Source organism: Streptomyces sp. NPDC023573, from assembly GCF_055559735.1.
In genome coordinates, this window is record NZ_JBVHKB010000003.1 from 691,869 (window position 1) to 715,350 (window position 23,482).

Below are 23,482 nucleotides of genomic sequence, written 5' to 3' on the forward strand. Positions count from 1 at the left end.
TCACGAAAGGCACTGCCCTGATGCACGCGACCGATGTCTCCCCGGCCTCCCGGTACGACCTCCTGGTCGTCGGGTCCGCCAACGCCGACCTGGTCGTCGGCGTCGACCGCCGCCCCGGGCCGGGGGAGACGGTGCTGGGCTCCGACCTCGTCGTCCACCCCGGCGGCAAGGGCGCCAACCAGGCGGTCGCCGCCGCCCGGCTCGGTGCCCGTACGGCGCTCCTGGCCCGGGTCGGCGACGACGCCCACGGGCGGCTGCTGCGCGCCTCGCAGCAGGAGGCGGGTGTCGACACCGGAGGAGTCCTCGTCGGAGGGGCACCCACCGGCGTGGCCCTCATCACCGTCGACCCCTCGGGCGACAACAGCATCGTCGTCTCCCCGGGCGCCAACGCCCGGCTGACGCCCGAGGACATCAGGGCCGCAGGCCCGCTCCTCGCGTCGGCCCGCGTGGTCTCCGTACAGCTGGAGATCCCGCTGGACACCGTCGCGGAGACGGCCCGCGCCCTCGCCCCGGGTGCGCGGCTGGTCCTCAACCCGTCCCCTCCCGCGCCGCTCCCCGTCGAGGTGCTGGCCGTCTGTGACCCGCTGGTGGTCAACGAGCACGAGGCGCGCTCCATCCTGGGGGAGGGGGCGGGAGGCACCCCGGAGTCCTGGGCGCGCGGGCTGACCGCCCTCGGCCCGCGATCGGTGGTGATCACCCTGGGCGCCGAAGGAGCGCTGGTCGCCGACACCCGGGGCGGTGACCCCGTCCGCGTACCGAGCCCCCGGGTCGTCGCCGTGGACACTACGGGCGCGGGCGACGCGTTCACCGCGGCCCTGGCCTGGCGGCTCGGGCTGGGCGAGGACCTCACCGAGGCCGCCGCGTTCGCCGTGCGGGTCGGCGCGGCAGCCGTCACCAAGGAGGGCGCGCAGGTGTCCTTCCCGACGGCGGAGGAGGTCGCCGCGCTGTGAAGAAAACAGGGGTCCTGAACCGCCACCTGGCGGGCGCACTGGCCGAACTGGGCCACGGCGACGGCGTGCTGATCTGCGACGTGGGCATGCCCATCCCGCCGGGGCCCCGCGTGGTCGACCTCGCCTTCCGGGCGGGCGTCCCGTCCTTCGCCGAGGTCCTGGACGGCCTGCTGGACGAGCTGGCCGTGGAGGGCGCGACGGCGGCCGAGGAGATACGGGAGGCGAACCCTGAAGCCGCCCGCCTCCTGGCCGCCCGCCTTCCGGACCTCACCCACGTGTCCCACGAACAGCTGAAGGCGCTCACCGCGTCCGCCCGGCTGGTGGTGAGGTCGGGGGAGGCCCGGCCGTACGCCAACGTGCTGCTGAGGTGCGGCGTCTTCTTCTGACACCGGCCCCCGGCAGATCCCTGCTCCGGCGCGGCCAACCGGTCGAGGATCTCGAGGTGGGCGGGTGTCGGACGGACACTCCCCGCCGCGGCGTTCTCCTCCAGGTGACCGATCCGGGCCGTGCCCGGGATCGGAAGGACGACCGGCGAGTGGGCGAGCAGCCAGGCCAGCGCGACCTGCGTGGGGGTGGCCTCCAGCTCGGCCGCCACGGCGAGGATCTCGGCGTTCTGCCCGGAGTCGCCCCAGGCCACCGGGCGCCACGGCAGGAACGCGATCCCTGCCGCCTCGCAGGCGGTGAGGACGGACTCGTGCTCCCGGTCGAGCAGGTTGTAGCGGTTCTGGACACTCGCGATCTCGACGGTCTCCCGTGCCTGGGCGAGTTCGTCGGCGGTGACCTCGGACAGACCGATCCGGCCGATCTTGCCCTCGTCCCGGAGATCCCGGAGCGTGCCGAGCTGGTCGGCGAGAGGCGTCTCCGGATCGATGCGGTGCAGCTGGAGGAGCTCGATCCGCTCGACACGCAGGCGGCGCAGCCCCTGCTCCACCTGCTCGCGCAGGGAGGTCGGCCGGCCGTCGAGCTTCCAGTCGGCCGAGACGTCCGGCCGGGTGATGCCGACCTTCGTGGTGATCAGGAGGTTCTCGGGGTAGGAGGTACAGCGCTTCGACGAGAAGTTCCTCGTTGGCCTTGCCGCCGTACATGTGCGCGGTGTCGATCAGGGTGATGCCCAACTCGACCGCGCGCCGGGCGACCGAGAGACCGGTCTCGCGGGCGGTCCCCGGTTCGGTCGGCAAGCGCATGGCCCCGAATCCGAGCCGTTGCACCTCTGGATCACCACCGATGCGGAAAGCTGTCGCTGTCATAGGCCGCCTGAATCCCTTCGGGTCAACGGGGCACGGTAACAACCGAGTTGATCAGGACAGCTGGGCGGCCGGCGCGCTCGCCGTACGCGCCCGAGGCCGTCGCGGTCCTACGTCCGGACCAGGTGGCCGCCGCCGTCACCCGTCCATGAGCCCGTCGACCAGCGTGGCCAGCGCGGTGGCGAGCGCGTCGAGCCCCGGGCCGGCCGGGCCGCCCGGCTCGGTCATGTACAGGTCGCGCCGGATCTCGATCATCAGCGCGCCGACCCGCCGGTCCGTCCCGTAGTGCTTCAGCGGCACATACGTACCGGGGAAGGGGCTGTTCACCCCCGTGCCGCCGAATCCCACGAACGCCGCCTCGGCCCGGGCCAGAAGCCCGGGTGAAGTGTGGAAGCCGTCGGTGCCCAGACAGACCGGCGGCCGCGGGCCGGCGCCGCGCAGTTCGTACGGGAGCGCGGTGGCCGGGTAGGAGTGGACGTCGATGACGACGGCATGCCCCGTGGAGGCCAGCCTTTCGTCGACGGCGGCGGTCATCGCCCGGGCGTACGGGTGGAAGTAGCGGTCGAGCAGCGGCTCCGGATCCGCACCGTCCGGGCGGAGCCGCTCCCGGTGCGTGGTGCGGGTGTAGACCGCGCCCATGCCGACGGCCAGCATCTTCTCCCGGTCGTCGGGAAACCGCTCCGGGTCGACGACCAGCCGCGACAGACCGTTGACGAAGCGCCAGGGGGCCACCGCGCAGCCCGCGGAGGCCCTTGCGGCCAGGTCGGCCGTGTGGGAGTCCGTGATGTGGTCGAGTTCGGCGTCGAGGGCCACGTCGTCGAGCACGATGCCGTCGCGCACGCCCTCCGGGACGACCCGGGAGGAGTGCGGGACGTGCAGCAGTACCGGAGACCCGCCGGCGCCGGGGAGAAGCTGGAAGGGGGACGGCTCGTCGCTCAAGAGTCGCTCCTCGTGCGTGCGGCCTCGGGGTGAGGGGCGGTCGCGTAGCCACCGAGGGCCGGCTCCAGCAAGTCGAAGGCGGTGGCGGCCTCCTCCCCGATGACCGCGGCGATCTCGGGGTTGCCCCTGCCCGCCAGTGTCAGTTCCTGGATGCGCCGGAACAGGACACGGTGCACCCCGCCGAGCAGGGCGGCCGCCGTGCAGGGGGTGATGTCGTCGCGAGAGGTGCCGGTCGCCTCGGCGAGCACCTCCGCCAGAGCGTCCTCGCGCCGGTCGTGCAGACCCCGCAGGCACGTCGAGAGCGTCGGGCTGTCGGCGATCATCCGGGAGAACCGGGGTCCTGCGAAACCCGCCACCGGGTCCTGTGCCGCGGCGGAGGCCAGGAAACCGCGACGGAGCGCGGCGAGAGCCGATTCACCGGCGGCGCGGCCGGCGACCGTGCGCGCCAGGCTCTCCGCGAACTCGTCCTGGTGATCCAGCGCCAGGTCCTCCTTGCGCGCGAAGTAGTTGGTCACCGTCTTCTTCGCGACCCGGGCCGCGGTGGCGATCTCGGCGATCGTCGTCCGCTCGAAGCCCTGCTCGGCGAAGAGCCTCGTCGCGTGGTCGGAGATCAACTGCCGCGTCTCGCGCTTCTTCGACTCGCGGAGTCCGACGGTCTCGGTGCTCGCCTGGATGCTCATGAGTGAAGTTTATACTCGTCGTAATTTTTTGCGCCGACCGGGCGAGAGCCGGCCCGTCCCGCCCGCCCGCCGGCCGCAGCCGGCGGGCGGGCCGGATGACGGGGAGGTCAGTTCGCCCAGACCTCGGCGTCGTCGGCCGGGACGGTGGTGGCGAGCTTCAACTCCTTGCGGGCGGCGACCGTCTCGTTCGGGTCGATGCCGGTGAAGGCGAGATCGTAGGCGATGTAGAAGTCGTCGATGCTTCCGGCCGAGGCCGCCTCCTCCCATGCGTCCGCGGTCTCCTCCAGCCGGGTGCGGAGCTTGGTGGTCTCCGGCTGCTCCATGCTCTTCAGGTCGGTCACGTGGGCGTTCAGCGCTGCGGACACGGCCTCGGCCTGCTCCTTGTAACCGGCGAGGTCGTCCTCGATCTGGTCCGCCTCGGGCTGGTTGTTCCAGAACGCGTCGTAGACGGCGTTGGAGCCCTTCAGGTACGCCAACTGGCCGGCGTTCAGGGACTTGCTCTCGAGCGATCCGGAGAACGTGCCCGACTCCTTGGCGTACGTGCAGCTCACCGCCCGGTCGCCGGTCTTCCAGGTGTCGCTGGTGGGAAGGTAGTAGAAGAGGCCGACGCCCGCCGGGACCGCCCAGGTGTCGGGCATGAACTTCTGCGACTCCACAGGGCACTGCTTGTCCGCGATCTTCGTCGCCCCGTCGTCGCCGGGGTAGGCCGACTCCCCCTCGATGGAGAACTCGCCGACTACCTGGCCCTTGTGCGCTTCCCCGCACGGGACGATCTCGACACTGAATTCCTGGCTCGCGGTCGCCCCGCTGTTGGGGTTGTAGCAGTCGCCCGGGGTGAGGGAGAAGACCGAGCTCGTACGGATCGCCTTCTTGGCGCCGGCCTTGGCGCTGTCGATGGCGTCGGCGCAGCCCACCGCGCCGATCGCGAGAAGGGCGACGGCGGCGGATATGCCGCGCGCTGAACGGGACGTGACACCGGAAAACATGACGTGGGCATCCTCAAGCGGAAGAGCTGTGAACAGGTGTGCGCATCGTATGGCATATGTGTGACGGCTCTGTGTGCAGATGAAACCTACCCCCGTAGTATTTTTACGTTGACACTCTACGTTGGGCGCGCATAAAGTTACGTCGAGAGTAAAAATGCTTCCGCGCGAAAACTGACGATCGGTCATATAGGCGTCGGCGCGCACGAATTCAGCTCAGGAGCCCGTATGCGGATCACCACATCCACCGTCTCGCTCACCGTCGACGACGTCGCCGCGTCGAAGGCCTTCTTCACCACCCACCTCGGGTACGGCGTGACCTCCGCCACCGAGGACTTCGCTTCTCTCGCACGTGAGGACGCCGCGGTCGATATCGTTCTCCTGCGCCGCGGCATCGACGTCCTGCCCGCCGCTCAGCGCGACCAGCACGCCTCCGGACTGATCCTCGCCTTCACCCTCACCGGTCTGGAGGACGAGGAGAAGCGGCTGCGCGCGGAGGGCGTCGATATCACGATGCCCCTGCGCGAAGAACCGTGGGGCGAGCGCCTGTTCCAGATCACCGACCCCAACGGGGTCGTCGTCCAGTTCGTCGAGTGGGCCGCAGCGCCGGATTCGGAGCACGCATGAGAACACTGCAGACCGTGGCACTTCTCGCCTCGGCCGGGGGAGCGGCTCTGATGGCGGGGCTGTTCTGCGCCTTCTCCTACGCCGTCATGCCGGGCCTGTCCCGTGGCGACGACCGGGCTTTCGTCCAGAGCATGCAGCACATCAACCGGACGATCCTCAACGGCTGGTTCCTCACCCCCTTCCTGCTGCCACTCCCGCTGCTGGTGCTGGCGACGGTCCTCGCCGCGAAGGGGCACAGCGGCGGAGCCCTGCCGTGGATCGTCGCCGCCCTGGTGCTGTACGGGGCCGCGTTCCTCGTCACCGGCACGCAGAACGTCCCGCTCAACGACACACTCGACAAGGTGCCGCTCGACACGGCCCCCGACCGGCTCAGGGAAGCCCGCGCCGCGTTCGAGGGCCGCTGGGTCACATGGAACACCGTCCGCGCCGTTCTGCACACCGCGTCCCTCGGTGCCCTGCTGTGGGCGCTCTGCGTCCATGGCACGGCCGTACGGGAGTTGGGCGCGTAGGGCATCCTCGTGAGCCCGGGGATCAGGCCGCGATCACGACCGCCGGCCTGGTCAGGGCGGGAGCGTCCGACGGTGCTCGGGACGGGGCGAAGACGATCACCCGCAGCAGCGCGAACCGCCCGACACCGGCCGCCGCGGACGCGGACAGATAGACGGTCTGCTCGACCAGCACGGAGGGAGCGGACTGCACGGCGTGCAGCACGAGCAGCGCGCCCGTGGTGAACGCGTAACTCACCACGACCGTCAGCCCTGACTGCAGGTGGACCCGCCACCCCCTGCGATCACTCCGGAAGGAGATCCGGCTGTGCAGCTCCGTCGCGATCACCGTGGAGACGACGGTGATCACGGCGTTGGCGAGGGCCAGCGGTATCCGCTCGCCCAGCAGCACCAGCGCACCACTGGCGGCCAGTCCGACTCCGCCCCCGCAGACGACGAAGCGCACGAACGCCGCGACCAGCGGATGGGCGGTGCGCTTCGTCGGCAGGTGCGCTCGGGCGGTCACGGGGTTCCTCCGGGAGGGATGCGGGGACGGTCCTCTGATTCCACCCCACAACCTAGGGACGGCGCGTCCCCCCAGCGATGCAGCCAGGCCCCCACTTATATGGGGGGCATCCCCCAGGGGAACTGGGGGACATCCCGCCCCGTCCCGGCCATGGCGCACAGCACCGGCCGCCGGTCAGGGAGCACCGCCCCGCGTGACTCCCGGCGTACCTCTCTCGTTGACCAAGGCCGCGCACCTCCGTCCTGCGGCCCCGGTGAGGAGAGAGGAGCGGTCATGTACGAATGTCCGCCGCTGAGTCCGTCACGGAGGACGCCGGCCGCTCGGCCGAGCCTGCGGCCGTCGGGCCCGCTGCCGTGGCTGGCAGCGGTCGTGTCGGTCTTCGCCGTGGTGCAACTCGCTTTCGTCGTCCCGGGTTCAGGGCTGGCGTGGGACGAGACGGTCTACGTCAGCCAGGTCGGCGGCAACGCCCCTCCCGCCTTCTTCAGCGCCCCCCGCGCCCGGGGAATCTCCTACCTGGTCGCTCCCGCCGCCGCGCTCACCTCATCCACCACCGCGCTCCGGATCTACCTCGCCCTGCTGTCCGCCGCCGCCCTGCTCCTCGCCCTGTGGATCTGGCGGAAGGTGCTGCCGACGCCCGTGCTCGTAGGCGCGGGCGCTCTGTTCGCAGGCCTCTGGCCGACCCTGTTCTACGGCCCCGCGGCCATGCCCAACCTGTGGTGCGCCCTGGGCGCGCTGGCCGCGACCGGCTGGGTGGTGAGGGCCCTGCGCGGTACGGCCGGACCGGCGGAGACGGCAGGCGCAGGGGCGGCTGTGGCACTGGTCGCGCTGATGCGGCCGGCCGACGGCTTCTGGCTCGCGCTGCCGCTGGCCCTCGCCGTCTCCGTGGTACCCGGCCGACGCCTGCCGCGCCTGTGCGCCGCGCTCGTCGGCGGGCTCGTGGCCGGCTGCGCGCCCTGGGCCGCCGAGGCGTACGCCCACTACGGCGGCCTCCGCTCCCGACTGCACCGGGCCGGCGAGATCCAGGGCGGACTCGGGTGGAACTTCGCGGTCGACGACCACCTGCGATCGCTCGCCGGCCGGACCCTGTGCCGCCCCTGCGACATCGGCTGGGAGAACCCGGCCACGGCCGTGTGGTGGGTGGCACTGCCGCTCCTCGCGGCCGGCGGGATCGTGGCGGCCCGGCGTGCGGGCCGCGGCGCGACGGCACTGCTCGCGACGGCGACGGGCGTCTCCCTGGCTGTTCCGTATCTGTTCCTGGTCGAATACGCCGCTCCCCGATTCCTGCTCCCCGCCTACGCGTTGCTGGCCGTACCCGTGGCGGAGAACGTGGCGCACCTCTGCGCCCGGGCACGGCGCTCGCGCCACCCCGCTGGAGCCGCCGCGCTGACGCTCGCCCTGGCCGCTCATCTCACCGTCCAGCTCTCCGTGCTCAGCCATGTCGTCCGCACGAGCCACGCCACGACCGCGGAATTCGCCGCAGTCGCCCGGGCGCTGAACCGGCTGGGCGTGCGACCGCCGTGTGTGGTCAGCGGGGACCACGCCGTGCCGATCGCCTACTACGCCGGCTGTTCTTCGCGCCAGACCGATGGGCATGACGCGAGCATCACCCCCGAAACCCTCAGGGACCTCGCGCGACGCGTACCGACGGCCGTCCTGGTGCCCGAAGGCGGCGTCCCGCCCCCGGGCGCCGGCGGCACGCGGGTGGTCCCCCTGCCGGCGGGCCGTGGCCCCGGCCCCCACGGGACCCATCTGCTGCCGGGCCCCGCCACCGGCCGGACGGCGGCCGCCGAGTGACCCAAGCGCGCAAGGTATCCCCCGCGGTAATCGGGCACGCGGCCCGGGGGCGGCAAGGGGACATCCCCGCAATGGCCAGCTGTCGCCCCTATGAGGCTGTCGCCTCCGGCTGCTTCGCGACGATCGGGTGGATCCGCGCCTCCACGCGAAGGAGATGGTCCCGGTAGTCCCGCGTGTCCAGGGCCAGGGAACGGTCGAGCCGCGCGGCGTTGAAGAAGATCTCCTCATGCTCCAGCACCCCGGGATCCACGACGAGTTCCAGATCCGGGTGGAAGCTGAACGGCAGAATGGTGCCGCTGACGCTCCCGGACAGCGCCTCGGCCCTGTCCGGCGAGGCGAACGACACGTAACTGCCCTCGGCCAGGGCCTTCAGGCCCGGCAGGTCGACCCGCGCGTCGCCGGGGACGACCGCGAGGAAGTACCGCTTGGTGCGCTTGCCCGTCTTGACCATGACGACCAGGCACTTGGCTCCCTGCGCCACCGGGTGCCCCCGGTACCGGCTGACCTCCTCGGTGCGCCCTTCCGGGACGTGGTCGATGACGCGGTACCGGGCGCCGCTCTCGTCGAGCAGCGAGATCAGCCGCCGATATGCGGCGTCGCCGCCGGGGTCCTCCGCCGGCTCCTGCGGGACGGAAGCGAACTGTTCGGACATGTGCACCAATCCTTCGTCGAACACGCGCTTTATCTCGATGACCATGCGCTGCCACGTCGGCAGCTCAGGATGTCGCCCTACCGGAGGACGTGAAGGCCGTGAGACCCTTCGGGCCCACGACGTACACGAGGCCGTCTCCCGCGAAGAGAGGCAGCTGGCCGTAGGTCACGGCGGAGTTCAGTTCGGCCTTCCAACGGGCCTTGCCGTCACCGGCGTCGAGAGCCCACAGCCAGTCGCCCGTGCAGAGGTACACCGTGTCGTCGGCGCACTGCAGATGCGGGAGCCCGGAGGACTCGTCGAAGAGGGAGCCCGCCCAGCGCACGTCGCCGCTGTGGGCGTCCAGCGCGTAGACGACCATCGCGACACCCGTGCCGGCGGCCGCGTAGACCGTCTTCCCGTCCGGGCTCGCGACCACGGCCTTGAACGCGACCTCCGGTGATTTCCAGGCCACTTGACCGTTGGCCGGGTCGATGGCGTAGAGCCGGTCGGTCACATGGAGGAAGAAGCCGCCGGCCCAGGAGTGCGTCCCGTCCCGCCACGGCCCGTAAACCCCCTGGGACAGTACGTCCATGGTGCTCGCCCCGCCACCGGGCGACGGTTGCTCCCATACGACCTTGCCCTTGGCGTCCGCGTCGAGGCCCGCGATGGTGGGCGCGCTCCCGTCGGTGTTGGCGCTCGCCCACAGCAGACGCGACCCTGAGGACGGCAGGAACAGGTCGCCCTTGTTCGCCTGCGTCTCGGTGCTCCTGAGCACCATCTGCCAGTCGACCTTCCGCTTCTTGGGATCGACGGCACACACGAATGTCCCGTTCCTGGCGATGTCCTTCGGATCGAGGGAGGGGTCGAGAGTGAGGGACAGCCAGTTGCCGGTGACGTAGACCTGCCCGTCGACGATGCCGGGCACGGTCACGCCGGAGGCCGACTGATGCGTCAGCTGCAGTTTCCAGGCGACGGCCCCCGTGTCCAGACGGACGGCCCGCAAGGTCCTTTTCTGCTCGCCGGCTCCGTCGCGTACGACGCTGTACACGAAGCCGCCGCCGACGGCGGCCACCAGGCCGCCGAACGTCGTGTTCACCTCGTCGGGCAGGTTGGCCAGCGGACCCCACAGGCGCTTGCCCGCCCGGTCGAACGCCCAGGCCCGCTTGGCGCTGAGGCCGACGACGGTTCCGCCCTCGCCGGAGATCTGGACAAGAGGTTCGGACACCGCGGCCGTCCACAGCGGGGAGGCGGAGACGTCGGTGTCGAGAGGGCGGTCGGCGGCGGCGGGGGTGGGTGCACCGGGCTTCGCGTCCGCCGGGGGAGCGGGGGAGTCGTCGCCTCCCAGCCAGAGTCCCAGGGCCGTGCCGCCCCCCGCCAGGGCCACCGCTCCCGCCGCGAGCCCCACGATCAGTCCTCGACGGCTGGGTCCGGTGGCCGGCCCCGGCGGGGAGGGCGGCGGGTAGCCGGGCGGGCCCGGCGGCGGGGCCAGGACGAACGGCGCGGGGGCGTCCTGCGGGCCCGGGGGCACGGACGGCCCGGCGGCGTCCTGCCGGCGCGCGGTCACGGACGGCGCCATCACCGCCGTCGCCTCCTCGATCGCGTTCATCACGGCGGGCGGCAGCCACGGCCCCTCCGTGCGCGGGGCCGCGCTCCCCTCCACGTACTCGACGATCTGACGCGGGGCGGGCCGGTCGGCCGGGTCCTTCGCCAGGCAGGCGGCCACCAGCAGCCTGAGACTGTCCGGCACACCCGTGAGATCCGGCTCCCCCCGCACCACCCGCCGGAGCACCTCCACGGGCTGCCCGCCGTCGAACAGGCCTCTGCCCAGAGCGGCGAACGCCAGCGTCGCACCGAGCGAGAACACGTCGCTCGGCGGGCCCACCTCACCGTCCGTGGCCTGCTCGGGCGACATGTACGCCGGTGTGCCGAGGACGGTGCCCGTGGCCGTCAGGGCCGTACCGTCGGCGGCCCGCGCGATGCCGAAGTCGATGACGTGCGGGCCGTCGAGGGCCAGCAGCACATTGCCCGGTTTCAGGTCGCGGTGGGTCAGACCCGCGGCGTGGACCGACGTCAGGGCCTCGGCGACGCCTGCCGCAAGTGCCCCCAGCGCGGGCGCGGGCAGCGGTCCCGTGGAAGCCACCGCGGCGCCCAGCGAGATACCCGGTACGAAGGCTGTCGCCAGCCAGGGCACCAGGGCGTCGGGATCCGCGTCGACCACCGGAGCGGTGAAGGCACCGGAGACCCTGCGGGCCGCCGTCACCTCGGCGCCGAAGCGCGCCCGGAAACCCGCGTCGGTGGCCAGTTCCGGCCGTACGGTCTTCACGGCGACGGTCCGGCCGCCGGCGGAGCGCCCGAGATACACGGTGCCCATGCCGCCGGAGCCGAGTCTGCCGAGCAGTGTGTACGGGCCGGTCCGACGCGGATCCGACGGTTCCAGTGGCTCCAACGCTGCCATGTCAGGCTCCGTTCGCGTTCAGGGCGGCGACCGTCGAGGTGTTCGGTTTGGACACGCACAGCCGGCCGTCACCGGCGCTCCAGGCGAGATCCATCGGATTGGTCCCCTTCCAGCCGGAGTACTTCCACCGGGGCTTGCCGTCCGCCGCGCTGAAGGCCCACACCACTCCGTCCGCCCCCATCCGGTACACGTTCCCGTCCGCGTGCAACAGCCGTGCGCCCAGGTAGGACGAGCCCTTGGCGTCGGCGGGGACCGGCGCCTTCCACCTGACCTCACCCGTCGCACAGTCGAGGGCCCGGAGCGAAAGACCGCCGTTGTCGTCATCGATCCACAACGCGTACAGGACCGTGCCCTTCGCGTCGGTGGCGATGCCGTCACCCCGGACGGAGGCGCCGACGATGCCCTCCGCCTTCCACACCTGCCGCCCTGTCTCCGGTTCCCGGGCGGACAACGCCCCCTTGCTGTCGATCAGCACGAGACAGGGCCCGGCCGCGGTCAGGCCGCCCGTCGCCATCTCCTTCGACCAGGCGACCGTGCCCCTCTCGCCGAGCGCGACCACTCGGTCCGTACCGGCGTACACCACGCCTCCTCCTGTCGCGGGCAGCGCCCAGTAGGCAGGGGTCGTCCGCGCCGACTCGTACCACGCGGTCCGGCGGGAGGCGAGGTCGACGGCCCATACGCCGAACCCCGACGCCCCTGTGCCCTGGTTCGCCATGGCGATGACGTGAGCACGGCCGTCACGTACGCCGCAGAAGGCGGCGATCCCCATGCCGCCCGTCTCGGTCAGCGTGGCCAGGCGCGGGTCCTTGCCGTCGGACACCCGGAAGCCGAGCAGGGCCGTCCGGGTGGCGGCCTGCGGGTCGGACGGCGTGGCATCGGGCATCACGCTCAGACCCACGTAGAGGCGGCCGTCGTGAAGTCCCGCGACCGGCCTGGGCGTGGTGCCGGCCGCGGAGAAGGCGAGCCCGTGGTCCTGTGCCTTCACCGTCCACTTCGTGCTGCCGTTCCCGTCGATCCCCGTGACCTGGTTCAGGGACACGCAGGCGACGACACCGGTCGAGGAGAGCACCTGGGTGCCGGCCATGGACTGGCGTACCTGCCAGGCCAGCTTCGCGTCCATGACATCGTCCGCCGCCGGGCGTGAGGACGTGCCCTTCCCCTTCCCGGACGTGCCGCCCTTGCCCTCGCCGGTGGTCTCCCTGTCCCGGAGGAGCGCCCATGCCGTTCCGCCTCCGGCGGCGGCGACCGTGGCGCCGGCCAGCCCGAGCAGCAGCGTGCGCCTGCCCGAAGGCCGGCCGGGGGAGCCGAGGCCGTCGGGTCCGCCGGGGACGGCTGCGGGCGGGCCGGCCAGCGGCACAGTGGGGGCCGGTGTGGGAAGCGCGGTGAGGACCGCCCGTACCGCGAGCACGTCGGCTGCCACCGGTTCGGGGAGCCAGCCCGCCCAGCCCTCCGACGGGCGGGCGCGCTCGGCCAGTTCGGCGTAGGTGATCACCTCGCGCGGGCCCGGCCGCTCGCGGGGGTTCTTGGAGAGGCAGCGCCGGATCAGCGGACGCAGGCTGTCCGGGACGAAGGACAGGTCAGGCTCGGTGTGGACGACCCGGAAGAGGACGGCTGCCCCCGCACCGTCCCCGAAGGGGCTGGCGCCTCCCGCGGCGAAGGCGACCGTCGAGGCGAGGGAGAACACATCGCTCGCCGGGGTGAGCTGCTGCCCGACCGCCTGCTCGGGCGACATGTACGGCGCCGACCCGATGACCGAGCCGGTCGAGGTGAGGACCGTCCCGTCGGCCGCCCGCGCGATGCCGAAGTCGATGACGTGCGGGCCGTCGAGGGCCAGCAGGACGTTCGCCGGCTTCAGGTCCCGGTGGATCACACCGGCGCCGTGCACGGAGAGCAGGGCCTCCGCGAGGCCGGCCGTCAGCATCCGGAGCGCGTCCTCGGGCAGCGGTCCGTGCTCGGCCACCACGGAGTGCAGCGAGAGTCCCACGACGAACGCCGTGGCCATCCAGGGGATCTCGGCCTCCGTGTCGGCGTCCACGACGGGAGCCGTGAAGGCCCCTGACACCTGCCGTGCCGCCGAGACCTCACGCTGGAACCTGACCCGGAAAGCGGGGTCGTGCGCCAGGTCCGCGCGTACCACCTTGACCGCCACGGTCCGGCCCCCGGCCGACCGCCCCAGATACACCTCACCCATCCCGCCCGCACCGAGCTTCCCGGCCAGCGCGTACGGCCCGATCCGTACCGGATCGGCAGCACCAAGTGGCTTCATGAGACGGTCTCCTCCCCCGTGGCCCCACAGATTAGTGGTGGGACCACGGGGGCGGCCCCGATCTTCGTCTCTTCCGCCCGGAACAGCGCACGAATTCCGCCGCGACACACGCCACGGCCGGTCCGCACTCGGACATGTGCGCGAACGGAGTGATCGGCGCCGGGGGAACCGGCGTTACGCCTTGCGGGCGACCCTGCCCCCCCATGGGCAGGGTGCACTACGCCTGTGTCACGGCTTGCGGGCCAGACCTCCGTGCTCACCGATCGGCCGGGGTGTGGGCGCGGAAGGGTCCGGGCGCCAGAAGGGCACCGACACGACTCCCGGGTCCAGGAGTTCGAGGCCGTCGAAGAAGGCCGTGATCCGGTCGACGGGGCGAAGGAAGTACGGGATGGCCCCGGTGTCGTTGTAGGCGTCCTGCGCCTGCTCGTAATCGGCGTCGACACCCCGGGAACCGTCGTTGATGGACAGGTAACTGCCGGACGGCAGCCCGTCCATCAGGCGGGAGACGATCGAGCGCGCCTGTTCGTAGTCGGCGATGTGACCCAGGATGTTGCTGAGGATCAGGGCGGTGGGACGGCTCAGGTCCAGCGTCCCGGCGGCGGCCGACAGGATGCGGTCGGGGTCGGCCAGGTCGGCGTCGATGTAGGCGGTCGCGCCCTCGGGGGTCGAGGTGAGCAGGGCGCGGGCGTGCGCGAGGACCAGCGGATCGTGGTCGACGTAGACGATCTTCGCTTCCGGGGCGAGGCGCTGGGCGACCTCGTGGGTGTTGTCCTCGGTCGGCAGCCCCGTTCCGACGTCCAGGAACTGACGGATGCCGGCCTCGGTGACCAGGTGGGCGATGTTGCGGCCCAGGAACGCGCGGCTGCTGCGGGCCACGGTGACGATGCCGGGGAAGACGGCGCTGTACGCGTCACCGGCCTGCTCGTCGACGGGGTAGTTGTCCTTCCCGCCCAGCCAGTAGTTCCAGATCCGGGCCGAGTGCGGCACCGAGGTATCGATCCCCTGCTGCGTGGAGCCGGGCACTGTCGCGTCGTCGGTCATGAGTACTGTTCCGTCTTTCAACCGGGGCGTGAATCGTTCCTCGCACAACTTACGCCCCATGGCTCACGGACAGCAGGCGAGTTCGATCAGCCGTTCGCGTGGCCGTCCAGCACCGCCGTTGTGCAGCGGGCCAGATCCTGCCTCATCCGATCCGGCGTCACATGCCGTCCAGCCGCGAGGTGTTCGATCAGGTCGGCACGCGTCGCGGCCAGGAGGGCGTGTGCGGTGAACTCGGCAGCGGGGCGGGTCCGATCTGTTCCAGCGCCTCCTTGAGCGTGCGGTGCCACCACGCGTAGTGCTCCGCCCCGTAAGGGCTGCCACTGCCCGCGTCCTCCAGGGCCGAGGCCAGGTGGCGGTTGTCCAATTTGAAGCGGAGCACCGCGTCCAGCAGGGCCGGGACGCGTTCGCGGCGCCCGGCGTGGTCCGACGAGCCGGTGCTGTGCCAGGCAGGCCACTGCGAGCGTGGCACCGAGCACCGGCCAGGCCCACGGACCCGCGCTCACGGCGGCCCCGACGACCAGGGGGCCGAGGCTGCGCTGCGCGGACCGGGCCAGGCCGTGGACACCGAGGTGGGCGCCCTGAGCCGCGCCGGGGGCGACGGAGAGTTCCCAGGACGCCGGTTCACAGGGACGACGTGCGCACCGGTTCGGTGACGTACGCCCTGGACTGCGTCGCCAGGCTGCTGTCCACCGAGCTCAAGCCCGGTGACGCCGTGGCCGTGGAGGACCCCGGCTTCCACCATCTCCTCGACCTCGTACCGGCCTTGGGCCTGCGCATGCTGCCGGTGGCCGTCGACGACGAGGGAATCCGCCCGGAGTCGCTTCGCACCGCACTGTGGACGGGAGCCCGGGCCCTGGTGTGCAGCCCTCGCGGGCAGAGCCCGCTCGGCGGGCGCTTCACCCCGGCCGCCGCGACGCACTCGGTGCGGCGCTCGCGGAGCACGGCACCGCCTCCCACGGGGTCAGCGGACTCAACGTCTGGGTGCCCGTCCGGGACGAGTCCGCCGTCGTCAACGCCCTGCGCACCCGCGGCTGGTGGACCGCGGCGGGCACCCGCTTCCGCATCGCCTCCCCGCCCGGGGTACGCGTCACCACCGCCACCCTCACCCCGGCCGAAGCCGCGCGCCTCGCAGGCGACTTCGCGGACGCGCTCGGTGAGTCACAGGTGGTCCACGGCGGATAGACGCGGCCCGGCGGTCCGGTCGGCCGGAACGACGCGCCGGATGAGCAGCGACAGCAGCGCCGCCCCGGCGCACAGCGCCCCGAGCGTCAACCAGACAGGAGTGTAGGAACCGATGGCGTCGCGGGCGGCTCCTCCTCCGTACGCGGCCACGGCGGCCCCCACCTGGTGCGCCGCGCCGGCCCAGCCGAAGACCACGGCGCCGTCGTCCCCGTAGGACTCCCGGCACAGCGCGATGACCGGCGGGACGGTCGCGAGGTCGAGCAGGCCGAAGGTGACGGCGAAGACCATCATCGACGGCTGCACCGTGGCGCTCATCAGCAGGGGCAGGCACATCAGGAGCAGGCCGCGCAGGGCGAAGAACACCGCGAGCAGCCGTCGTGGGTCGCGCCGGTCCGTGGCCCAGCCGGACGCGACGGTGCCGATCACGTTGAAGACCCCGATCGCCGCGAGCAGGGAGGACGCGGTGGTGGCGGGCATGCCGTGGTCATGGGCGGCCGGCGTGAAGTGGGTCCACATGATGCCGTTGGTGGAGGCCCCGCAGATGGCGTACGCGCCGGCCATCAGCCGGAAGGGGGCGGTGCGTGCCGCGTCGCGCAGTACGGCGACCGCCCTGCGGCCGGCGCCTTCGACGGGCAGGGGCTTCGGTACGTGCCGCTCGGCGCCGTAGGGGGCGCCGCCCACATCGGCGGGGTGGTCCCGCAGCACGAGCCACATCAGCGGCGCCGTGGCGCACGCCGCGAGCACGAGGGTGACGAGGGACGGACGCCAGCCGTGGTGGACCACGGTCCAGGACAGGGCGGGGAGAAACACCATCTGCCCGAAGACGCTGCCGGAGGCGAGCACCCCGGTGACCAGCCCGCGCCGCTGTACGAACCAGCGCTGGGTGACGGTGGCGCCGAAGGCGGTCGCCATGGAGCCGGTGCCCAGGCCGACGAGCACGCCCCAGTACAGGGTGAACTGCCAGGCCGTGGTCATGACGGTGGTGAGTCCGGCGCCCGACGCGATCACCAGGAGGGCGACGACCACCACGCGGCGGATGCCGAAGCGGTCCATGAGCGCGGCTGCGAACGGGGCGGTGAGACCGTAGAGCACCATGTTCACCGAGGCCGCCAGGCCGATCGAGCCCCGGGACCAGCCGAACTCCCGGTGCAGGGGCCTGGTGAGCAGGCCGGGCAGGGTCGAGAAGGCGCCGGCCACCACGATGGCGAGCAGCGCGGCGGCCGCCACCCACCAGGCGCGGTGCCCGAGGCGGCTGCGGTGCGAGAGGCCCTTGACTGCATCCATGCGTTCGATCGTCGACGTGTCCACGGGGACCGACCACTGGCGAGACGGACGGCTTCTGCAAGAATCTGGCCATGACGGCTACGGCACTCCCCACCCGGAAGAAACACCGGGTGGTTGTGCTCGTGCGCCCCGGACTGCTCCCGATGGAGCTCGGCATCGTGCACCGGCTGTTCGGTCAGGCGGTCTCCAGCTCCGGCGAACCCCTGTACGAAGTCGTCACGTGTACGCCCCGGCCGGGCGTCGTCCCGACGGACACCGACTTCACCCTCAACGTGGCCACCGGCCCCGAGGCGCTGGAGGACGCGGACACGGTCGTCGTACCGGCCGCCGAGGAGGACTACGAGCCGCAGGAACGCGGCCGGATCGGCATCGATGTGGAGCGGGCGCTGGCCCGGGTCCCCAGGGAGGCACGGGTGGCGTCCATCTGCACCGGCTCGTTCGTCCTGGCGGCGGCGGGACTGCTGGCAGGGCGACGGGCCACGACGCACTGGAAGTCGTGCGAGGAGTTCCGGACGCTCTACCCGGAGATCGAGGTGGACGCCGACGTGCTGTACACCGACGATCGTGGCGTCCTGACCTCGGCCGGTGTGGCCTCGGGCATCGACCTCTGTCTCCACATGATCCGTACCGACCACGGTGCGGAGGTCGCCAACCGGGTTGCCCGGGGGACCGTCGTACCACCGCACCGGGAGGGCGGTCAGGCCCAGTACATCGACCGCCCGGTCACACCGCCCGAGCAGTGCTCGACGGGCCCGGCCCGGGAGTACGCGCTGCGCAACCTGGAACACCCCCTGAAGCTGCAGGAGTTGGCCGACCAGGCGTCGATGAGTGTGCGTACGTTCAACCGGCGCTTCCGGCAGGAGGCGGGGCTCACGCCCATGCAGTGGCTCACCCAGCAACGCGTCGACAGGGCCCGGCGCCTGCTGGAACGGACCGACCTGCCGGTGGACCGGATCGCCGCCGACGCCGGCTTCGGGACCGGCACCGCCCTGCGGCAGCACTTCCACGCGGCGCTGGGCGTGTCGCCGCGCGCCTACCGCCGCACGTTCAGGGGGGAGGCCGGTGGCCCGGCCGGCTGAAGAGGGTCAGCCGGCCGAAGGGGTGCGGATGGCGGCGATGTCGAACTGCAGGCGGAGCCTTTCGCTGACCATGGCGCCGCCCTCCGCCAGACGGGCGTTGTAGGTGAGACCCCAGTCGGAACGGTTGATGGTCGTGGTCCCGTCGAACCCGACGCGCTCGTAACCGAACGGGTCGGTGACGTAACCGATGTACGTGAGGTCCAGGACCACGGGGTTGGTGATGCCCCGGATGGTGAGGTCGCCGGTCATGCGGTAGACGTCCTTGCCGATGAGCTGCACGGCGGTGCTCACGAAGCTGATGCGCGGGTACTTCGCCGCGTTCAGGAAGTCTCGGCCGACGAGGTGCGCGTCGCGCTGCTCGACACCGGTGTCGACGCTCGCGGTGGCCAGTGAGATCTCGGCGCGGGAACGCGCCGGGTCACGTCCGTCGAAGTAGAGGCGGCTCTCGTACTCCAGGAACGCGCCGCGCACCGTGGTCACCATGGCGTGGCGTACGGAGAAACCGATCCTGCTGTGCGCGGGGTCGATCATCCACTCTCCGGTGAGAGCCGCCAGACGGCGATCGGGATGAACCGAAGTACCCGCGGCCGCCGGCGCGGAGACGGGCTCCTCCGTACGGGGCTCCGGGCGGCGGAGCAGGGAGCTGCGGCTGAAGAGGTTCATGAACCAGTTAGTTACTCCGAGGTAAGTGGCGCCCGCAAGAGCTGATCAAGGAACCCGAACATTCATGGTCAGACCTTCACAGGGTGACGTCCCGCTCGCGCGGTCCGCTACGGGGTGTGGGACTCCCGTGGCCGTGTACGTTCACTCATTGCCCGTTCGATCAGTCACTCTGCCCGTCAGTGCCTGGCTCCGGCGCCCCGTGATGGCGTACGCAGGAGGGATTGCATTCCTGTCTGGGGTGGGGAGCTTCGGTGCACGCGCATGAAGACCGTCGGACCGAGGCCGCGAGTCGCCGGGTGCCTGTGCGGAGGCCGGCCGGGAGTGCGGCACCGCTCCCGGGGATCCTGGGCCTCCAGCAGGCGGCGGGCAACACCGCCGTCACGAAGATGCTCCACCAGGGCGGGCGCCCGTCGGTCCAGAGGACAGCGGCCGGAACCGATACGGCACCGCCCGGTGCGCGGAAGAGCGGGGACGTGGGTGAAAGCAACTCCGAGGCCCTCGTCAACCCCAAGGTCCTCGTCCAGCCCCACTATGCCTCGGGGGACCAGTTCGCTATCGCGGCGACGCTGATGCATGACACGACCAGGCACGTCTACATCAGCTACACCTCGGACGAGGACAAGAAGAAGGCGGCCGGTCTCCAGGCCTTCTACCTGGAGTCCGGAATCGCCCCCCAGCGCATCCGCCTGGTCGAGCAGAACGACAAGGAGGACGTGTACAGAAGGCAATTCGGGCGAGAGCCCTCCGACAGTGACTTCGAATTCCCCACCAACGCAACCGACTACGTGGCCGCGAATTTCAGTGAGACCATGCGTGGGAACATCCGGCAGGGCTGGGGGCTCGATGAGAAGCGGGACCTGAAGCACGACAGGGACGCGGCTGTGGCGGAATGGCTGAACACAAAGGGTGTGCGGCCCGAAGGGCAGAAGATCGCGATCCTCTGGTCCAGGTTCAGCGGAAAGAACAACGAAGTCCACATCGAGCACGATTCGAGCTATTTCGGGATGGGGCAGATCCTGGCCGGTCTCAACGGGATCGACACGGCGATGATCGTGGGCGACGCCAAGCCGAAGCGGAAGAAGCAGGACGACTCGAACGGCAAGTACGCCACCATGGCCAGGAGCTTCGGCCCCGAGGTCGACGAGGGGGAGCCTGAACAGCCGCAATACCGTACGGGTTTCGACTTCAGGACGGTCGACCTGACCGAGTTCTGGAAAGGGTCGGACGTCACGTCGTGGGGTGGTGACACCCGCACCGGTCAGTTCCTCGTCTTCGACTACCTGCATCGGCATGCGACAGTCCGTCACCTGGGCTTCCGCAGCGGAAACCTCGAAGCCATGGCCCTGCTGGGCTTCAACGTCATGTACATGGAGGAGCCCGGCAGCGACGGCGGGAACCGTATGGCGAAGTGGCACGACAAGGGGGACGGCAAGACGGAATCCGGTGGTGACGCGCCGGGATACGAACGCCTCATGGTCAAGGCACCGCCGACCCGCTCGGGCAAGTTCCAGAAGTCCCTCGCGGGAAGGGAGAAGCGGGACAACAAGCATGCCGAGTGGCGGAACGGCGAGGAGGGTCACAGTCACTTCAAGAGGGAAGGACGGGACCCGGAAAGGGAGTCGCTGCCCAAGGGCTTCGAGCCGGAGGACCTGGGAAACATCGATGCCTACCTGCACTCGGGGAACGTGACGGAAGGGCTCGAGGGTGAACTGGTCGAGGGTGTGAAGGGAATCGTAAGGACGATCACCGGGGCCGAGGACGGGCTGTCCAAGGTCCGGAAGGAGATCAAGAAACTGGGGAAGAACATCGAGGAGAGCTCGAACCGGAATCAGCAGGCCAAGGACGCCCTCAAGACGAGAGAGCAGCTTGCACAGCAGAAGGAGAACGAGCTTCAGCAGGAGATCGACGGTCAGGTGACACTCTTCCGTGAGATGGCGGAGCAGTTCGGACGGACGAAAGCCCTGAGAGCCCGCATCCTGTACGCCCGGCCCATCGCCGACCGTCTCACACTCTGAGGGCCACCCCCGCGTGTGCTGATGCCCGGACGAGGGCAGGAATTTCTCATACGTCGTCCGCGGAGGCCGGCAACTCCTCGGAGACGAGGAACGTCAGCGCGGAGACCGAGAGGGCACCCACCGCGTGACCCTCGGAGATCAGTGTGCCGAGGACGCGGTGAACGCTCGCCTCGGGCACGCCCGAGGGCTGGGCGATCTCTCCGAGCGGGTGCGGGGCCTCCGGCTGCGCCGGCGCGTCCAGCACCCGCGGTGTCTTGGCCACGGAGTCGCCGACGGCCGGCCGGCGGACGGGCGCCCCGCGACCGCTGCGGACGCCGCACCGACGCGGCACGACATCAAATCGCGTTGCCGTGTCCCATGACCAGTTGATAGCTCTCTGCTCATGGACATCACACGCATACCCGCCGAGCCCGACCCCACCACAGCCGCCGACGCGGTCATGTCCGAGCTGGCCGGCCTCGGGGGCCGGTCCTACGCGCTCCCGGCCGACGCCGGACTGGACCCGGTGCTGCCCGGGAGCGCAGGTGTGACCGCGGTCTGGGTGAGGGCGGGCGGGGCGTCCGTCGAGGAGGGCGTGGTGCTCTACGTCCACGGGGGCGGATTCGAGCACCGTATGCCGGAGCTGATGAACCTGACGGCCCACCGGATCTCGGAGGCGACCGCCCGCCCCGTGCTCGTCGTTCACTACCGCCTGGCCCCGGCCCACCCCTACCCGGCTCCGCTCGACGACGTCGTCACCGTCTACCGGAGCCTGCTCGACCAGGGGGTGCCCGCCGCGAAGATCGTCGTCTTCTCGGAGTCCTCCGGGGCCACGCTGGCGTTGTCCGCCCTGCTCGCCCTCAAGGAGTCGGATACCGCCCTCCCGGCAGCCGTCATCGCCAACTCCGCGATCACCGACCTCACCCTGTCCAGTCCGTCCATCGAGGCCAACGCCCCGTACGACTCAGGGGTCGACCGCTCCCTGCTCACCCGGCTCATCGGCCAGTACCTGGGCGGTGCCCGGCCGGACCAGGCCCCGCAGTCACCGATCCACGGCGACCTGGACGGCCTTCCGCCGCTGCTGTTCACGGTCGGGGCCGCGGAGGCGCTCCTGGACGACACCCTGCGCTTCGCGCAGGCGGCCTCCGACGCCGGAACCCGGGTGTCCGTCGAGGTGTACGAGGCGATGCCGCACGTCTTCCAGGTCATGATCCTGTCCGAGCGGAACCCGACGGGCAGGCGCCTGCTGGAACGCTTCACGGAGTGGGTCGCCGACGCCCAGCGGTGAAGGCGCCGCAGGCCGGAACCGGCCCGGTGTTCACGGCGACGCGGGCAGGAGTGGGGAGCGGAGCACGAGCAGGGTGATCTCGCTGGGGGCGAAGACGCGGAACGGCGGACCCCAGAAACCGGTACCGCGGCTGGTGTAGAGAAGAGTGCGGGTGCCGTGCCGGCTGAGGCCGGCGAGAGCGGGCTGGTCGATGCGGACCAGGTGGTGGAAGGGCCAGATCTGGCCGCCGTGGGTATGGCCGGAGAGCTGGAGGTCGATGCCCTCGGCTGCGGCCCGGTCGACGAACTTGGGCTGGTGGGCCAGGAGCAGGACGGGCAGGTCCGGATCGGCGCCGTCCAGGGCTCCGGCGAGGTGGGCACGATGGCCGGCCAGGCCGGAGGACTCGGCGGTGACGTCGTCGACGCCGGCGACCACAAGGGTGTCACCGCCGCGTTCGAGCAGCAGGTGACGGTTGCGCAGCGGCTCCCAGCCCAGCTCGTCCATCAGGTCGACCCAGCCCTGGGCCTCGCTGTAGTACTCGTGGTTCCCGGTCACGTAGACCCGGGCCCGAGTGGCCCGCACGGTGCCGAGCGGAGCGGCCTGGGCGCGGCGGCGTCGTGCCGTGCCGTCCGCGATGTCGCCGGTGTGGCAGACCAGGTCGGCCTCCAGCGAGTTGACCTTCGCGCAGACCCGCGCCGACCAGCGGGCGCGGTCGAGCGGGCCGTAATGGGTGTCGGTGATCAGGACGACCCGGGTACCGTCCAAGCCGGCTCCGAGGCGGGGGAGCCGTACGTCGAGCCGCCGCACCCGGGGAACCCGGCGGGCCTCGGCGTACCCCCAGGCGAGCAGCACGGCGGCTACGCCGAGGACCGCCCAGGTGACGACCCGGGCCCGGTGCTGCCCGTCGCCCACGCCGGTCACGGTGAGGGCGAGGCGCAGCAGGACGCCGAGCAGGACGGACCAGGTGAACAGGACCCAGCCGACCCCGAGGAGGGTGTCCCCGACGATCGCCGCCCGGTCCTGCTGCCGCCGGCCGTGACCGCGCGCCATCGTCAGCGGCATGGCGACCAGACCCAGGACGAACAGGGCGGTGCCGCCCAGCGTCACGGGGAGCGGCCAGTGCTGGCCGGCGTGCAGCAGCACCCAGCAGGGCACAGCCCACAGCAGGACCGGGGCGATCAGAGGGATGTAACGCATCAGGCGGTTCAGTCGGCTCCGCCGGGGCGCACGCGCCGTCCCGTCGGCTGACCGGGCCTCGTCGGTGTCCGTCACGCTTCCCCTCCTCAAGGAACCAGGCTGCCGGCGCGCACTGTACCGGGTCGTCCGGACCACCCGAGCCGGAGACCCCGGTGGCTTCCGGAGATGCGGGCCCGTACTACGGGCGGAGGTACC

General features: G+C 71.4%; 21 protein-coding genes and 2 pseudogenes. 9 read left to right on the forward strand and 14 right to left on the reverse strand.

From position 1 onward, the window contains the following. The first annotated feature begins 20 nt into the window (after window positions 1-20). A complete protein-coding gene (locus ACZ32T_RS13485) occupies window positions 21-950 on the forward strand; it encodes a ribokinase (protein ID WP_467366873.1) in 930 nt (309 codons plus the stop codon). Then, window positions 947-1,336, forward strand: a complete 390-nt coding sequence (gene rbsD, locus ACZ32T_RS13490; RefSeq protein WP_467367000.1) for a D-ribose pyranase — start codon at window positions 947-949, stop codon at window positions 1,334-1,336. Before ACZ32T_RS13485 ends, rbsD begins: the two co-directional genes overlap by 4 nt. A gap of 32 nt (window positions 1,337-1,368) precedes the next feature. Here rbsD and ACZ32T_RS13495 read toward each other — a convergent pair. The 4 genes and pseudogenes from ACZ32T_RS13495 to ACZ32T_RS13510 form a co-directional block, all read right to left on the reverse strand. Then, window positions 1,369-2,197: pseudogene (locus ACZ32T_RS13495) on the reverse strand (aldo/keto reductase); the annotation flags it as partial. A gap of 135 nt (window positions 2,198-2,332) precedes the next feature. After that, window positions 2,333-3,133 (reverse strand): N-formylglutamate amidohydrolase, encoded by an 801-nt coding sequence (locus ACZ32T_RS13500; RefSeq protein ID WP_467366876.1) that lies wholly within the window; start codon window positions 3,131-3,133, stop codon window positions 2,333-2,335. Then, window positions 3,130-3,813 (reverse strand): TetR/AcrR family transcriptional regulator, encoded by a 684-nt coding sequence (locus ACZ32T_RS13505; RefSeq protein ID WP_467366878.1) that lies wholly within the window; start codon window positions 3,811-3,813, stop codon window positions 3,130-3,132. Before ACZ32T_RS13505 ends, ACZ32T_RS13500 begins: the two co-directional genes overlap by 4 nt. Before the next feature lie 107 nt (window positions 3,814-3,920). After that, entirely contained in the window at window positions 3,921-4,799 is an 879-nt protein-coding gene (locus ACZ32T_RS13510; RefSeq protein WP_467366880.1) for a septum formation family protein, read from the reverse strand. A gap of 225 nt (window positions 4,800-5,024) precedes the next feature. On the opposite strand from ACZ32T_RS13510, the gene ACZ32T_RS13515 reads away from it, so the two are divergent. Next, window positions 5,025-5,423 carry a VOC family protein gene (locus ACZ32T_RS13515; protein WP_467366882.1) on the forward strand — a complete coding sequence of 133 codons (399 nt, stop codon included), beginning with the start codon at window positions 5,025-5,027 and terminating at the stop codon, window positions 5,421-5,423. Continuing rightward, a complete protein-coding gene (locus tag ACZ32T_RS13520; RefSeq protein WP_467366884.1) occupies window positions 5,420-5,932 on the forward strand; it encodes an anthrone oxygenase family protein in 513 nt (170 codons plus the stop codon). The genes ACZ32T_RS13515 and ACZ32T_RS13520 overlap by 4 nt, the downstream gene beginning before the upstream one ends. A gap of 22 nt (window positions 5,933-5,954) precedes the next feature. Here ACZ32T_RS13520 and ACZ32T_RS13525 read toward each other — a convergent pair whose 3' ends face one another. After that, the gene (locus ACZ32T_RS13525; protein ID WP_467366886.1) at window positions 5,955-6,434 is read right to left on the reverse strand and encodes a GtrA domain-containing protein; all 480 of its coding nucleotides are present in this window, start codon (window positions 6,432-6,434) and stop codon (window positions 5,955-5,957) included. A 273-nt stretch (window positions 6,435-6,707) separates the two neighbouring features. On the opposite strand from ACZ32T_RS13525, the gene ACZ32T_RS13530 reads away from it, so the two are divergent. Continuing rightward, window positions 6,708-8,228, forward strand: a complete 1,521-nt coding sequence (locus tag ACZ32T_RS13530) for a hypothetical protein (RefSeq protein WP_467366888.1) — start codon at window positions 6,708-6,710, stop codon at window positions 8,226-8,228. 88 nt (window positions 8,229-8,316) lie between these two features. Here the strand turns inward: ACZ32T_RS13530 and ACZ32T_RS13535 are convergent, their stop codons facing one another. From ACZ32T_RS13535 to ACZ32T_RS13555, 5 genes and pseudogenes are all read right to left on the reverse strand, one after another. Further along, window positions 8,317-8,880: a YbaK/EbsC family protein gene (locus ACZ32T_RS13535; RefSeq protein ID WP_467269962.1), complete on the reverse strand. Its 564-nt coding sequence runs from the start codon at window positions 8,878-8,880 to the stop codon at window positions 8,317-8,319. A 64-nt stretch (window positions 8,881-8,944) separates the two neighbouring features. Continuing rightward, complete coding sequence (locus ACZ32T_RS13540) at window positions 8,945-11,314, reverse strand: protein kinase domain-containing protein (protein ID WP_467366890.1); 2,370 nt, start codon at window positions 11,312-11,314, stop codon at window positions 8,945-8,947. A gap of 1 nt (window position 11,315) precedes the next feature. Further along, entirely contained in the window at window positions 11,316-13,580 is a 2,265-nt protein-coding gene (locus ACZ32T_RS13545; RefSeq protein ID WP_467366893.1) for a protein kinase domain-containing protein, read from the reverse strand. A 228-nt stretch (window positions 13,581-13,808) separates the two neighbouring features. Beyond that, window positions 13,809-14,621, reverse strand: coding sequence for an SAM-dependent methyltransferase (locus ACZ32T_RS13550; protein WP_467269967.1), 813 nt, complete (start codon window positions 14,619-14,621; stop codon window positions 13,809-13,811). 86 nt (window positions 14,622-14,707) lie between these two features. After that, window positions 14,708-15,030: pseudogene (locus ACZ32T_RS13555) on the reverse strand (TetR/AcrR family transcriptional regulator); the annotation flags it as partial. A 449-nt stretch (window positions 15,031-15,479) separates the two neighbouring features. Here ACZ32T_RS13555 and ACZ32T_RS13560 point away from each other — a divergent pair. Then, window positions 15,480-15,803, forward strand: a complete 324-nt coding sequence (locus ACZ32T_RS13560) for a hypothetical protein (RefSeq protein ID WP_467366895.1) — start codon at window positions 15,480-15,482, stop codon at window positions 15,801-15,803. Here ACZ32T_RS13560 and ACZ32T_RS13565 read toward each other — a convergent pair. After that, the gene (locus ACZ32T_RS13565; protein WP_467366897.1) at window positions 15,780-17,087 is read right to left on the reverse strand and encodes an MFS transporter; all 1,308 of its coding nucleotides are present in this window, start codon (window positions 17,085-17,087) and stop codon (window positions 15,780-15,782) included. The two genes, ACZ32T_RS13560 and ACZ32T_RS13565, sit on opposite strands and share 24 nt — an antisense overlap. Before the next feature lie 71 nt (window positions 17,088-17,158). On the opposite strand from ACZ32T_RS13565, the gene ACZ32T_RS13570 reads away from it, so the two are divergent. Further along, complete coding sequence (locus ACZ32T_RS13570; RefSeq protein WP_467269973.1) at window positions 17,159-18,166, forward strand: GlxA family transcriptional regulator; 1,008 nt, start codon at window positions 17,159-17,161, stop codon at window positions 18,164-18,166. Window positions 18,167-18,172: 6 nt separating this feature from the next. Here the strand turns inward: ACZ32T_RS13570 and ACZ32T_RS13575 are convergent, their stop codons facing one another. Beyond that, window positions 18,173-18,829 (reverse strand): YceI family protein, encoded by a 657-nt coding sequence (locus tag ACZ32T_RS13575; protein ID WP_467269975.1) that lies wholly within the window; start codon window positions 18,827-18,829, stop codon window positions 18,173-18,175. Between the two features lie 473 nt (window positions 18,830-19,302). On the opposite strand from ACZ32T_RS13575, the gene ACZ32T_RS13580 reads away from it, so the two are divergent. Beyond that, the gene (locus ACZ32T_RS13580; RefSeq protein ID WP_467366900.1) at window positions 19,303-20,844 is read left to right on the forward strand and encodes a hypothetical protein; all 1,542 of its coding nucleotides are present in this window, start codon (window positions 19,303-19,305) and stop codon (window positions 20,842-20,844) included. Between the two features lie 46 nt (window positions 20,845-20,890). On the opposite strand, the gene ACZ32T_RS13585 is transcribed toward ACZ32T_RS13580, so the two are convergent. Continuing rightward, a complete protein-coding gene (locus ACZ32T_RS13585) occupies window positions 20,891-21,106 on the reverse strand; it encodes a helix-turn-helix domain-containing protein (RefSeq protein WP_467269979.1) in 216 nt (71 codons plus the stop codon). A gap of 120 nt (window positions 21,107-21,226) precedes the next feature. Between ACZ32T_RS13585 and ACZ32T_RS13590 the strand changes: the two genes are divergently transcribed. After that, window positions 21,227-22,111 carry an alpha/beta hydrolase fold domain-containing protein gene (locus ACZ32T_RS13590; RefSeq protein ID WP_467366902.1) on the forward strand — a complete coding sequence of 295 codons (885 nt, stop codon included), beginning with the start codon at window positions 21,227-21,229 and terminating at the stop codon, window positions 22,109-22,111. Between the two features lie 30 nt (window positions 22,112-22,141). Here ACZ32T_RS13590 and ACZ32T_RS13595 read toward each other — a convergent pair whose 3' ends face one another. Next, entirely contained in the window at window positions 22,142-23,362 is a 1,221-nt protein-coding gene (locus ACZ32T_RS13595; RefSeq protein WP_467366904.1) for a metallophosphoesterase, read from the reverse strand. Window positions 23,363-23,482: the final 120 nt, after the last annotated feature.

Excerpts from the sequence above, each read along its gene's own strand:
- ACZ32T_RS13485 (WP_467366873.1), top strand. The coding sequence starts at position 21 with ATGCACGCGACCGATGTCTCCCCGGCCTCCCGGTACGACCTCCTGGTC.
- ACZ32T_RS13505 (WP_467366878.1), bottom strand. The coding sequence starts at position 3,813 with ATGAGCATCCAGGCGAGCACCGAGACCGTCGGACTCCGCGAGTCGAAG.
- ACZ32T_RS13510 (WP_467366880.1), bottom strand. The coding sequence starts at position 4,799 with ATGTTTTCCGGTGTCACGTCCCGTTCAGCGCGCGGCATATCCGCCGCC.
- ACZ32T_RS13515 (WP_467366882.1), top strand. The coding sequence starts at position 5,025 with ATGCGGATCACCACATCCACCGTCTCGCTCACCGTCGACGACGTCGCC.
- ACZ32T_RS13520 (WP_467366884.1), top strand. The coding sequence starts at position 5,420 with ATGAGAACACTGCAGACCGTGGCACTTCTCGCCTCGGCCGGGGGAGCG.
- ACZ32T_RS13530 (WP_467366888.1), top strand. The coding sequence starts at position 6,708 with ATGTACGAATGTCCGCCGCTGAGTCCGTCACGGAGGACGCCGGCCGCT.
- ACZ32T_RS13535 (WP_467269962.1), bottom strand. The coding sequence starts at position 8,880 with ATGTCCGAACAGTTCGCTTCCGTCCCGCAGGAGCCGGCGGAGGACCCC.
- ACZ32T_RS13540 (WP_467366890.1), bottom strand. The coding sequence starts at position 11,314 with ATGGCAGCGTTGGAGCCACTGGAACCGTCGGATCCGCGTCGGACCGGC.
- ACZ32T_RS13545 (WP_467366893.1), bottom strand. The coding sequence starts at position 13,580 with ATGAAGCCACTTGGTGCTGCCGATCCGGTACGGATCGGGCCGTACGCG.
- ACZ32T_RS13550 (WP_467269967.1), bottom strand. The coding sequence starts at position 14,621 with ATGACCGACGACGCGACAGTGCCCGGCTCCACGCAGCAGGGGATCGAT.
- ACZ32T_RS13565 (WP_467366897.1), bottom strand. The coding sequence starts at position 17,087 with ATGGATGCAGTCAAGGGCCTCTCGCACCGCAGCCGCCTCGGGCACCGC.
- ACZ32T_RS13570 (WP_467269973.1), top strand. The coding sequence starts at position 17,159 with ATGACGGCTACGGCACTCCCCACCCGGAAGAAACACCGGGTGGTTGTG.
- ACZ32T_RS13575 (WP_467269975.1), bottom strand. The coding sequence starts at position 18,829 with ATGAACCTCTTCAGCCGCAGCTCCCTGCTCCGCCGCCCGGAGCCCCGT.
- ACZ32T_RS13590 (WP_467366902.1), top strand. The coding sequence starts at position 21,227 with ATGGACATCACACGCATACCCGCCGAGCCCGACCCCACCACAGCCGCC.